10 protein-coding genes and 1 pseudogene are annotated in these 11,347 nt (G+C 71.9%); 8 read left to right on the top strand and 3 right to left on the bottom strand.

Annotated features, from left to right (window positions below):
- The 4 genes and pseudogenes from ACWEFL_RS34005 to ACWEFL_RS33990 all read left to right on the top strand — a co-directional run.
- Nucleotides 1-136 (top strand): annotated as a pseudogene (locus ACWEFL_RS34005) (flavodoxin-dependent (E)-4-hydroxy-3-methylbut-2-enyl-diphosphate synthase); the annotation flags it as partial.
- Between the two features lie 330 nt (nt 137-466).
- Complete coding sequence (locus tag ACWEFL_RS34000; protein ID WP_451720496.1) at nt 467-1,309, top strand: GNAT family N-acetyltransferase; 843 nt, start codon at nt 467-469, stop codon at nt 1,307-1,309.
- Between the two features lie 225 nt (nt 1,310-1,534).
- Entirely contained in the window at nt 1,535-2,104 is a 570-nt protein-coding gene (locus ACWEFL_RS33995) for a GNAT family N-acetyltransferase (RefSeq protein ID WP_451720493.1), read from the top strand.
- Nucleotides 2,105-2,172: 68 nt separating this feature from the next.
- Nucleotides 2,173-3,870 (top strand): proline--tRNA ligase, encoded by a 1,698-nt coding sequence (locus tag ACWEFL_RS33990; RefSeq protein ID WP_451720490.1) that lies wholly within the window; start codon nt 2,173-2,175, stop codon nt 3,868-3,870.
- Between the two features lie 83 nt (nt 3,871-3,953).
- Here the strand turns inward: ACWEFL_RS33990 and ACWEFL_RS33985 are convergent, their stop codons facing one another.
- From ACWEFL_RS33985 to ACWEFL_RS33975, 3 genes are read right to left on the bottom strand one after another with little or no spacing between them, the layout of a single operon-like run.
- The gene (locus ACWEFL_RS33985; RefSeq protein ID WP_451720487.1) at nt 3,954-4,826 is read right to left on the bottom strand and encodes an aminoglycoside phosphotransferase family protein; all 873 of its coding nucleotides are present in this window, start codon (nt 4,824-4,826) and stop codon (nt 3,954-3,956) included.
- 19 nt (nt 4,827-4,845) lie between these two features.
- A complete protein-coding gene (locus ACWEFL_RS33980) occupies nt 4,846-5,337 on the bottom strand; it encodes a ferritin-like domain-containing protein (protein ID WP_451720484.1) in 492 nt (163 codons plus the stop codon).
- Nucleotides 5,334-5,702 carry a hypothetical protein gene (locus ACWEFL_RS33975; RefSeq protein ID WP_451720481.1) on the bottom strand — a complete coding sequence of 123 codons (369 nt, stop codon included), beginning with the start codon at nt 5,700-5,702 and terminating at the stop codon, nt 5,334-5,336. The genes ACWEFL_RS33980 and ACWEFL_RS33975 overlap by 4 nt, the downstream gene beginning before the upstream one ends.
- 293 nt (nt 5,703-5,995) lie before the next feature.
- Here ACWEFL_RS33975 and rimP point away from each other — a divergent pair, with 293 nt between their 5' ends.
- The 4 genes from rimP to infB all read left to right on the top strand — a co-directional run bounded on the left by rimP (nt 5,996) and on the right by infB (nt 11,252).
- Nucleotides 5,996-6,523 (top strand): ribosome maturation factor RimP, encoded by a 528-nt coding sequence (gene rimP, locus ACWEFL_RS33970; RefSeq protein ID WP_451720478.1) that lies wholly within the window; start codon nt 5,996-5,998, stop codon nt 6,521-6,523.
- 2 nt (nt 6,524-6,525) lie between these two features.
- Entirely contained in the window at nt 6,526-7,539 is a 1,014-nt protein-coding gene (nusA, locus tag ACWEFL_RS33965; RefSeq protein WP_451720475.1) for a transcription termination factor NusA, read from the top strand.
- Between the two features lie 143 nt (nt 7,540-7,682).
- Nucleotides 7,683-7,970, top strand: a complete 288-nt coding sequence (locus ACWEFL_RS33960; RefSeq protein ID WP_451720473.1) for a YlxR family protein — start codon at nt 7,683-7,685, stop codon at nt 7,968-7,970.
- Nucleotides 7,971-8,132: 162 nt separating this feature from the next.
- A complete protein-coding gene (infB, locus tag ACWEFL_RS33955) occupies nt 8,133-11,252 on the top strand; it encodes a translation initiation factor IF-2 (RefSeq protein ID WP_451720470.1) in 3,120 nt (1,039 codons plus the stop codon).
- The last annotated feature ends 95 nt before the right edge of the window (nt 11,253-11,347 follow it).

The following is an 11,347-nucleotide window of genomic DNA, read 5'->3' as shown; positions in this document are numbered from 1 at the left end:
CGTGAAGGGCGAGGTCATCAAGACCGTGCCGGAGTCGAAGATCGTGGAGACCCTGATCGAGGAGGCGATGAAGATCGCCGAACAGATGGAGAAGGACGGCATCCCCTCCGGCGAGCCCGAGGTCTCCGTCAGCTGAATCCGGCCCCCTGACTCCAACCCCTGAACCTGTTCGCCAGGCCCCGCACACGTTCCGAGCGCGGGGCCTGAGTCCGTCCCGCCGCTCCCTGCCGTCGGCTTCGCCCGCGCCCGGCTCCACACCCCGTATCTCCGCGCCGCCCTCTCCCCGCCCTTCGGGCACGGCCCCGATGGCCCGCGCCGTCGCCGCGGAGAGCACTCCGGCACCGGGACTCCGTCCCCCGCGACCACCCGACCTCGGAGAACGGCCCCCTTCGCTCCACTCGGCACCCGCCGCACCTGCCAGGTACAGTGCGGAGATCAGCAGACCGTACGGTGAGGCCCCCTCGTGTTGACGCAGACCACCACCCGGGTCCTCGAACCCAGTGACCTCGGCGCAGCGCTCGCCGTCCTGGAGAGCGAGCCCGTGGCGAATGCTTTTATCACGTCCCGCGTCCAGGTCGCCGGACTCGATCCCTGGCGTCTCGGCGGCGAGATGTGGGGCTGGTACTCGGAGGGACGGCTGCGCTCGCTCTGCTACTCCGGAGCCAATCTCGTCCCCGTCTGCGCCACCTCCGAAGCCATCCGCGCCTTCGCGGACCGGGCGCGCAGAGCCGGCCGCCGCTGCTCGTCCATCGTCGGCCCGGCGGAGCCCACCGCCCAGCTCTGGCGACTGCTCGAACCGAGCTGGGGTCCCGCGAGGGACGTACGCCCCCACCAGCCCCTGATGGTGACCGAGAGCCTGCCCGACGACATCGAGCCCGATCCGTACGTCCGCCGGATCCGCAAGGAGGAGATGGAGGTGATCATGCCCGCGTGCGTGGCCATGTTCACCGAGGAGGTCGGGGTCTCTCCGATGGCCGGCGACGGGGGGCTGCTCTACCAGGCACGGGTCGCCGAACTCGTCGGCTCGGGCCGCTCGTTCGCCCGTATCGACGACGGGCGAGTCGTCTTCAAGGCCGAGATCGGCGCGGCGACCAACCGGGCCTGCCAGATTCAAGGTGTCTGGGTGGACCCGGAATTCCGCGGCCGAGGGCTCTCCGAGACCGGGATGGCGGCGGTCCTGCGGTACGCCCTCGCGGATGTCGCCCCTGTCGTCAGCCTGTACGTGAACGACTACAACACCGCCGCGAGGGCCGCGTACCGAAGGGTGGGCTTCCGCGAGGTCGGCGCGTTCATGAGCGTTCTCTTCTGATTCTGAGCCTCCTCCTCTGCGCGGACGGTTCAGGGCGGACGGTTCAGCGCGGACGGTTCCGGGCGTCCCGGCGCGAGCGCGACCCCGCAGAGAGCGCCGACATCGCAGATATCACCGACATCACGGACACCCCGGCACGGGCGAATCCGCGCCGGTACCGCGCGTCCCGCCGGCCCGGACCCGTGCGCCGTCCAGCGCTTGAGCGGCGGCCAGTAGGGTTCGCGCATGGCAGCACTTCCCGGCGGCTCACCCCGGATCCCCGATGTCGTGATCGAGCCGGTCGATCTCTCCACGCGGGTCGACGAAGCCCTCACGGTGCAGGCCCTCGCCTTCGGGCTCACACGGGACGAGATCGACGTGCGGCGCCACATCGTCCACCGCCACCTCCGCCAGCCCGGCGCGCGGTCGGTCGGCGCGCTGACGCCCGAGGGCAGGCTCGTCGGCTTCGTCTACGGGATGCCCAACGACCGCACGCACTGGTGGTCCACCGTGGTGGAACCGTATCTGCGCCGCACCGGCGACGACGGCTGGCTCGACGACTCCTTCGTCATCACGGAACTCCATGTCCACCCCCGATTCCAGGGCCGGGGCATCGGCCGTTCGCTGATCACCACCATCACCGACGCCGTGGACCAGCCGCGCTCCATCCTCTCCGCCATCGACATCGAGTCCCCGGCCCGCGCCCTCTACCGCGCACTCGGCTACCGGGACCTCGCCCGGCAGGTCCACTTCCCCAGCGCGGCCAGTCCGTACGCCGTGATGGGCGCCCCGCTGCCCCTGCCGCGCGGGAGCTGATTTCCACCCATCCGCACCCCCCGGCTAACCTCCTGCACATCACTCTTTCGTCACGCAGGAGACTTCCCATGGCAGCCCAGGTCCAGCGCATGTCCCGTCTGATGGTCAAGACACTGCGCGACGACCCGGCGGACGCGGAGACCCTCAGCCACAAACTGCTCGTCCGCGCGGGATACGTACGGCGCAACGCCGCGGGCATCTGGTCCTGGCTGCCGCTCGGCAAGCAGGTCCTGGAGAACGTCACCCGCGTGGTACGCGAGGAGATGGACGCGATCGGCGCGCAGGAGGTCCTCCTGCCGGCGCTGCTGCCCAAGGAGCCGTACGAGGCGACCGGGCGCTGGAACGAGTACGGCGCGGAGCTGTTCCGCCTCAAGGACCGCAAGGGCGCGGACTATCTGCTCGGCCCCACTCACGAGGAGATCTTCACCCTCATCGTCAAGGACCAGTGCACGTCCTACAAGGACCTGCCGGTGCTCCTCTACCAGATCCAGACGAAGTACCGCGACGAGGCGCGTCCCCGCTCGGGCATCCTGCGCAGCCGCGAGTTCCTGATGAAGGACTCGTACTCCTTCGACACCACGGACGAGGGCCTGGCCCAGTCGTACGCGCTGCACCGCGAGGCGTACATCAAGATCTTCCAGCGGCTCGGACTCGACCACCGCATCGTGTCGGCGGTGTCCGGGGCGATGGGCGGCTCGGCCTCCGAGGAGTTCCTGGCCCCGGCCGCGGCGGGCGAGGACACCTTCGTCCACTGCACCTCCTGCGATTACGCGGCGAACACCGAGGCCGTGACCTTCACCGGCGAGCCGGCCGCCGCGGCCGACCATCCGGCGGTCGAGGAAGTGGACACCCCCGACACCCCGACCATCGAGACCCTCGCCCAGTACCTGGGCGTCCCCGCCTCCGCCACGCTGAAGAACCTCCTCGTCAAGGTGGACGGCGAGATCGTCGCCGTCGGCGTCCCCGGCCACCGGGAGGTCGACCTCGGCAAGCTCGCCGACCACCTCGCCCCCGCCGAGGTCGAACTGGTCACCGCCGAGGACTTCACCGGCCGTCCCGACCTGGTCCGCGGCTATGTCGGACCCCAGGGCCTGGAGAAGGTCCGCTACCTCGCCGACCCGCGCGTCGCCGCCGGCACCTCCTGGATCACCGGCGCCAACAAGGAGGGCGTCCACGCGAAGAACGTCGTCGCGGGCCGTGACTTCGAGGTCGACCAGTACGTCGACGTCGTCGTGGTCGAGGACGGCGACCACTGCCCCCAGTGCGGTACGGGGCTCAAGCTCGACCGCGCGATCGAGATCGGCCACATCTTCCAGCTGGGCCGCAAGTACGCCGACGCCTTCCAGCTCGACGTCCTCGGCCAGAACGGCAAGCCCCAGCGCGTCACCATGGGCTCCTACGGCGTCGGCGTCTCCCGCGCGGTGGCTGCCCTCGCCGAACAGACGGCCGATGAGCAGGGCCTGTGCTGGCCCCGCGAGATCGCCCCCGCCGACGTCCACGTCGTCGCCGCGGGCAAGGCGCTCCAGACGGAGCTGGCCCTCGAGGTCGCCGACAAGCTGGCCGCGGCCGGCCTGCGCGTCCTGGTCGACGAGCGCCCCGGAGTCTCTCCGGGCGTCAAGTTCACCGACGCCGAACTCATCGGGGTCCCGAAGATCCTGGTGGCGGGCCGCCGCTCCGCGGAAGGCATCGTGGAACTGAAGGACCGCCGCACCGGCGCCCGTGAGGAACTCCCGGTGGACGAGGCCGTCGCCCGTCTCCAGGCGTAGCCGCGCCCACGCCTCCGGCCCGTCCACCGCTCTCGGGGACGGGGCCGGGGGTTCAGGTCTCCTGCCGGGATCCCGAGCGCGCGCTACAGCCAGGAGGCGAACTCCAGGCCCGGCTCCGCCTCCCGTACCCGGCCCGCCCGGATGGCCCTCGTCGCGGATTCCACCGCGCGGAACAGCGTCCAGCCCCGCAGCCGGTCGGCGTCGACCTCCAGGGAGGCCGCCAGCCTGGTCACCCGGCGACGGGTCGCGGACGCGCCCGAGGCAGTGGCGACCAGATCCTCGACCCGGTCGCGGACGAGGCGCGCGAGATCGTAGGCGCGTTCGCCGACGAGGGGCTCGGGGCCCACCGCCAGCCAGGGCGCGCGGTCGGCGGCCAGGACCTTCCCCTGGCGGAAGTTGCCGTGGAGGAGGAACACCTCGGCGGGCGCGGCGGTCAGCTCCTCGCGCGCGGCGAGCGCCGAGGACACCAGGGGCTCGCTCACCTCCCGCATCGCCTCCGCCTGCCGCGCCGTCCGTTCCGCGACCGTTTCGAAGCCATGGCCCGGCGGCGGCTCGACCCAGAGCCGGCGTACCGTCCCCGCCGCCTCCAGGAGCGCCTTCGCCTCCGGCAGGGACCGCAGGGACACCTCGGGGTGCAGCCGCTCCAGAAGAAGCGAGTCACCGGCGACAGGGGCCAGCGCACGGACCGCGCCCCAGCCGTCCCAGTGCTCCAGCGCCGCCCGTTCCAGCCCGAGCGCGGCGGCCGGGGGCGCGAGCTTCAGCGTCGCTGGGGTGCCGTCACCCAGGCGTACGAGGAGGACCAGACTGCTCCGGCCGCCCGGCTCCATCACCCGTTCGACGTCGAGGCCCTGCCGGGACACCGCCTCCTTGGCGAGTTCGGGCAGCCGGTCGAGCCAGCCGTCGCCCCCGCTCTCGCCGAGCGCCCGCACCAGACGCCGGGGCGCTTCAACATCCATGGGTCCGCGACTCCCTCTGTCATCCACCGGTCGTCGGCCCGACGGCCGCCCGCTCGACGAGCCCAGGAAAGGCTACGCCGCTGCCCCGCCACCGCACGGCCCTGACCGCCGCCTCGCGCAGCGCCACCGCCGCCTCCTTCCGCAGCGGCCCCTCGGCGTCCCGTACGAGATCGGAGTAGACGCCCGCGACCCGGTCCTCCAGGAACACCGCGAGCCGCACGGCCGCCGCCGCGTCCGGCACGGGGAACGGCAGCGCGTACGCGGGGGCCGCCGCCACCGGCCGCCCGCCCAGATCGCGGACCGTCCGCGCCAGGGCGTCCCGGCGGGCGCGGTGCGCTCCGTACGCGGCCGTCGCCTCGGCCTCCCGCGCCGTCCCGGTCCGCGCGCCGACGACCCCGTACCCGTACACCGCCGCATGCTCCGCCGCCAGCGCGGCCTGGACGGCGGTCAGCGCCTTCCCGGTGGCCCTGGCAGCACCGGAGGTCGGTGTTCCCGGTGTTCCCGTACTCATCGTGCGCCTCCGTCCACGGCCTCGGGCCCGGTCAGCAGATACGCGTGCGCCGCGCCCGCCGCCGCGACCGACGCCAGCAGCCGGGCCAGCTCCGGCTGCGCGTCGGCGAGGGCGGCGGTGTACGCGTCGGCGGTCTGCCGTTCGGCCAGGGCCAGCTGCTTCAGCGCGACGTCCGCCCCCGCCGGAACCGGAACCGACGCCGGCCGGGTGACGCGTACGGACCCTCCGAGCGCGGCGACATGGTCCGCGACCGAGGTCCGCAGCGGGGCCAGCCGCCCCTCCAGCGCCGGATGGGCCGCGATCACGGCGTCGTACTGGTCCCGCAGCGAGCCGCTCGACTCGGCCAACCGTTTCCGCAGCAACACGTCGGCGGACCCCCCGTCACCGTCGCCGTCACCGTCTGGGGACCGGCGTCCGTCACCGGCGCAACCCGTCAGCGCCCCCGCCGTCACCGCACCCGTCACCACGAGCGCGCGTCTTCGTGTCGTCCCCGTGCGCGCCACGTGTTCTCTCCCTCGGACTCTCGGTGATCATCGCCGCAGGCGAGCGTACCTGTGGGTCCCTCGCGGGTGGACGGCAACACCCTCTGGGACCGGATACCCTTTGATCTGACACGCGACGATCCCACAACAGCACACGCGGCCGAGGAGTCACCCGGATGAGCACCACCCAGAGCGAGAGGCTGCGCGGGCTGCTGGAACCGCTCGTCAGCGCCGCGGGCCTGGATCTGGAGGAGATCGAGGTGTCCCGCGCCGGACGTCGCCGCCAGCTCAGGATCGTCGTGGACTCCGACGCCGGAGCCACCCTGGACGCCTGCGCCGAGCTGAGCCGCGCGATCTCCGTGAAGCTGGACGAGACCGACGCGATGGGCGAGGGCGAGTACGTACTCGAAGTCGGCTCGCCCGGAGCCGACCGGCCCCTCACCGAGCACCGCCACTACACACGTGCCGTCGGGCGGCTGGTGCGGTTCCGGCTGCGCGAGCCCGGCGCGGCCGGGTCCGGAGAACTCGTGGCGCGCATCCTCACCGTGGACGACACGGGACTCGACCTCGAAGTTCCCGGTGTGAAGGGGCGCAAGGCCACCGCGCGCCGTATCGCCTTCGACGAGATCGCCAGGGCCCGGGTGGAGATCGAGTTCAGCCGCAAGGACCCACAGGACAAGCAGAAGAAAGAAGAGGAGGCGTAGCCGTGGACATCGACGTAAAGCTCCTGAAGGGCTTGGCACAGGAGAAGGAGATCCCCTTCGATCTGCTGGTCGAGGCGATCGAGTCGGCCCTCCTCATCGCGTACCACCGGACCGCGGGCAGCAGGCGTCACGCCCGCGTGGTGCTCAGCCGCGACACCGGCCATGTGACCGTCTGGGCCAAGGAGGACCCCGCGGACGTGGCGGAGGGCCAGGAGCCCAAGGAGTTCGACGACACGCCCACGGACTTCGGCCGTATCGCCGCCACCACCGCCCGTCAGGTCATCCAGCAGCGGCTGCGGGACGCCGAGAACGACGTCACCTTCGGCGAGTACGCCCGCCGTGAGGGGGATGTCGTCGCCGGCCAGGTGCAGCAGGGCAAGGACCCGAAGAACGTCCTCGTCAGGCTGGACGACAAGCTGGAGGCGATCCTGCCGGTGCAGGAGCAGGTGCCCGGCGAGGAGTACACCCACGGCCTGCGGCTGCGGACCTATGTCGTCCGGGTGGCCAAGGGCGTGCGGGGGCCGTCCGTGACCCTCTCCCGGACCCACCCCAACCTGGTGAAGAAGCTCTTCGCGCTCGAGGTTCCGGAGATCGCCGACGGCAGCGTCGAGATCGCCGCCATCGCCCGCGAGGCCGGACACCGCACCAAGATCGCGGTCCGTTCTACCCGCTCGGGCCTCAACGCCAAGGGCGCCTGCATCGGGCCCATGGGCGGCCGGGTGCGCAATGTCATGGCCGAGCTGCACGGCGAGAAGATCGACATCGTCGACTGGTCGGACGACCCGGCCGACATGGTCGCGAACGCGCTCTCCCCGGCCCGCGTCAGCAAGGTCGAGATCGTCGACCTCGGCGCCCGCTCCGCACGGGTGACCGTGCCCGACTACCAGCTGTCGCTGGCGATCGGCAAGGAGGGCCAGAACGCCCGCCTCGCCGCCCGTCTCACCGGCTGGCGCATCGACATCCGCCCCGACACGGAGCAGAGCGCCGACCAGGAGCCGGAGCGGGACTCCGGCTGAGCCCCCGGGATCCGGGCCGGCCGCCGACCGGCGTCCTGATCGGGACCCCGGAATCAGGCCGGGTTCCCGATCAGGATCAAGACAACAAGTGTTCGATTTTTACCCCAAACGGGTGAGGTCGCTACGGGGAGGTAGACTTAACCGTGTCTGGCCGGACGCACGTCGGCGTATGCCCTGTACGGACTTGTGTGGGTTGCCGGGAGCGAGCGGCCAAGGACGATCTGCTGCGCATCGTGAGGATCGGGAATGAGTGCGTCCCCGATGATCGCGGTACGCTGCCCGGCCGGGGTGCCTATGTACACCCCGCCGTGGTCTGTCTCGATCTGGCGGTACGACGCCGGGCGTTCCCGCGGGCCTTCAGGGCCAAGGGACCGCTCGACACGGCCGGAGTGCGGCATCACATGCAGGAGACAGCGCAGGAAGCACCGTAAGAAGAAACACCGTAAGAAGAAGTACGGCACGGGATCCCGTGCGGTCAGGTACCTCGCGAGTTGGAAGTAGGTCGAGATTGCGATGAGCACTCGATGAGTACGCGATGAGTACGCCCATGAAGTAGCGACGGTCCGGCGGTAACCGGACCTCAAAGGAGCGAAGTGGCTAAGGTCCGGGTATACGAGCTCGCCAAGGAGTTCGGCGTGGAGAGCAAGGTCGTCATGGCCAAGCTCCAAGAACTCGGTGAATTCGTCCGTTCGGCGTCCTCGACGATCGAGGCGCCGGTTGTGCGCAAATTGACTGACGCTTTGCAGGGCCCCGGCACCGCCGGCAAGCCCGCTGCCAAGCCCGGCGCGCCTCGTAAGGCCGCGCCGTCCCCCGCCGCCCCCCGTGCGGGCGGCCCCACCCCCGGCGCGCCGTCCCCGGCCGCGCCCCGTCCGGGTGCTCCCAAGCCCGGTGCCCCGGCCCCCAGGCCGGTCGCCGCCGCGGCTCCGGAGAGCGCCGCCCCCGGTGCGCCGGCTCCGGGCCCCCGTCCGGGTCCCAAGCCCACCCCCGCACGGCCCGCGCCCACGACGCCGGTCCCCGCGGCGGAGTTCTCCGCCCCGGCTCCGGCCCAGCCCGCGGCCTCGCAGCCCCCTCGGCCCTCCACTCCCGGCCCGCGTCCCACCCGTCCGGCTCCGGCCGGCGGCCAGCGTGACGGCGGCGCCCGTGAGGGTGGCCGCGGCGGCGACCGCCCGGCGCGTCCCGCGCCCGGCCAGGGTGGCCCCCGTCCCGGTGGCAACCGTCCGGCCGGACCCCGTCCGGGCAACAACCCCTTCACCTCCGGTGGCTCCACCGGAATGGCGCGCCCGCAGGCCCCGCGCCCGCAGGGCGGCCACGGCGGCGCCCCGCGTCCCGGCGGCGCTCCCGGTGCCCCGCGTCCGCAGGGTGGCCCTGGCGGCGCCCCGCGTCCGCAGGGTCAGGGCGGTGCCCGTCCCACGCCCGGCGGCATGCCCCGTCCGCAGGCCCCCCGTTCCGGCGGCCCCGGCGGCTCCCCGGCGGGCAACCGCCCGAACCCCGGCATGATGCCGCAGCGTCCTGCCGCCGGTCCCCGCCCCGGCGGTGGCCCCGGCGGCGGTGGCGGACGCGGTCCCGGCGGCGGCGGTCGTCCCGGCGGTGCCGGTGCCGGTCGTCCCGGTGGTGGCGGCGGCTTCGCCGGCCGTCCCGGTGGCGGTGGCGGCGGCGGTCGTCCCGGTGGTGGCGGCGGCTTCGCCGGTCGTCCCGGTGGCGGTGGCCCCGGCGGCGGCGGTGGCGGCGGCTTCGGCGGTCGTCCCGGCTTCGGCGGTCGTCCCGGCGGCCCCGGTGGCCGTGGTGGCACACAGGGCGCGTTCGGCCGTCCCGGCGGCCCGGCCCGTCGTGGCCGCAAGTCGAAGCGGCAGAGGCGCCAGGAGTACGAGGCCATGCAGGCCCCGTCGGTCGGCGGCGTGATGCTGCCTCGCGGCAACGGCGAGACCATTCGCCTGTCGCGCGGTGCGTCCCTCACCGACTTCGCGGAGAAGATCAACGCCAACCCGGCGTCGCTCGTCGCGGTCATGATGAACCTCGGCGAGATGGTCACCGCGACCCAGTCCGTCTCCGACGAGACGCTCGTCGTCCTGGCCCAGGAGATGAACTACCAGGTCCAGATCGTCAGCCCGGAGGAGGAGGACCGCGAGCTTCTCGAGTCCTTCGACATCGAGTTCGGCGAGGACGAGGGCGGCGAGGAGTTCCTCGTGTCCCGTCCGCCGGTCGTGACCGTCATGGGTCACGTCGACCACGGCAAGACCCGGCTCCTCGACGCGATCCGCAAGACGAACGTCGTCGCGGGCGAGGCCGGCGGCATCACCCAGCACATCGGCGCCTACCAGGTCGCGACCGAGGTCAACGGCGAGGACCGCCGTATCACCTTCATCGACACCCCCGGTCACGAGGCGTTCACCGCCATGCGTGCCCGTGGCGCCAAGTCGACCGACATCGCGATCCTCGTGGTGGCGGCCAACGACGGTGTGATGCCCCAGACGATCGAGGCGCTGAACCACGCCAAGGCGGCCGATGTGCCGATCGTGGTCGCGGTCAACAAGATCGACGTCGAGGGCGCCGACCCGACGAAGGTGCGCGGACAGCTCACCGAGTTCGGTCTGGTGGCCGAGGAGTACGGCGGCGACACCATGTTCGTCGACATCTCCGCCAAGCAGGGGCTGCACATCGACTCCCTGCTGGAGGCCGTGGTCCTCACCGCCGACGCCTCGCTCGACCTGCGGGCCAACCCGGAGCAGGACGCGCAGGGCATCGCGATCGAGGCCCACCTCGACCGAGGCCGCGGCGCCGTCGCGACCGTCCTGGTCCAGCGCGGAACGCTCCGCGTCGGTGACACGATGGTCGCCGGCGACGCGTACGGCCGGGTCCGCGCGATGCTCGACGACAAGGGCGAGAACGTGGAGGAGGCGGGTCCCTCGACCCCGGTCCTCGTCCTCGGTCTCACCAACGTCCCGGGCGCGGGCGACAACTTCCTGGTCGTCGACGAGGACCGTACGGCCCGTCAGATCGCCGAGAAGCGTGCCGCCCGTGAGCGCAACGCCGCGTTCGCCAAGCGCACCCGCCGGGTGTCCCTGGAGGACCTCGACAAGGTGCTCAAGGCCGGCCTGGTGCAGGACCTCAACATCATCATCAAGGGCGACGCGTCCGGTTCCGTGGAGGCTCTGGAGTCCTCGCTGCTCCAACTCGACGTGGGCGAAGAGGTCGACATCCGTATCCTCCACCGTGGTGTGGGTGCGGTCACCGAGTCCGACATCGACCTGGCGATGGGCTCCGACGCCATCGTCATCGGCTTCAACGTCCGTGCGGCCGGCCGTGCCGCGCAGATGGCGGAGCGCGAAGGCGTCGACGTCCGCTACTACTCGGTGATCTACCAGGCCATCGAGGAGATCGAGGCGGCCCTCAAGGGCATGCTCAAGCCGGAGTACGAAGAGGTCGAGCTGGGCACCGCGGAGATCCGCGAGGTCTTCCGCTCGTCCAAGCTCGGCAACATCGCCGGTGTGCTCATCCGCTCCGGCGAGGTCAAGCGGAACACGAAGGCCCGCCTGCTGCGCGACGGGAAGGTCATCGCGGAGAACCTCAACATCGAGGGTCTGCGCCGCTTCAAGGACGACGTCACCGAGATCCGCGAAGGCTTCGAGGGCGGTATCAACCTCGGAAACTTCAACGACATCAAGATCGACGACGTCATCGCGACGTACGAGATGCGCGAGAAGCCGCGCGGCTGATCACGCAGGGTCGGCCGGGGCCGGTCGGCGGGGAAACTCCGTCGATCGGCCCCGGCCGCTGCGTGTACGGTTCTCGGAGTACCCGCCAAGCACTG

This window comes from Streptomyces sp. NPDC004838, assembly GCF_053600955.1.
Note: the sequence above shows the minus strand (reverse complement) of the source record. Positions and strands in the feature narration are given on the sequence as shown.

Bases quoted from the DNA above. Each gene is read 5' to 3' on its own strand.
- ACWEFL_RS33995 (WP_451720493.1), top strand. From the start codon at position 1,535: ATGGCAGCACTTCCCGGCGGCTCACCCCGGATCCCCGATGTCGTGATC.
- ACWEFL_RS33990 (WP_451720490.1), top strand. From the start codon at position 2,173: ATGGCAGCCCAGGTCCAGCGCATGTCCCGTCTGATGGTCAAGACACTG.
- ACWEFL_RS33985 (WP_451720487.1), bottom strand. From the start codon at position 4,826: ATGGATGTTGAAGCGCCCCGGCGTCTGGTGCGGGCGCTCGGCGAGAGC.
- ACWEFL_RS33980 (WP_451720484.1), bottom strand. From the start codon at position 5,337: ATGAGTACGGGAACACCGGGAACACCGACCTCCGGTGCTGCCAGGGCC.
- rimP (WP_451720478.1), top strand. From the start codon at position 5,996: ATGAGCACCACCCAGAGCGAGAGGCTGCGCGGGCTGCTGGAACCGCTC.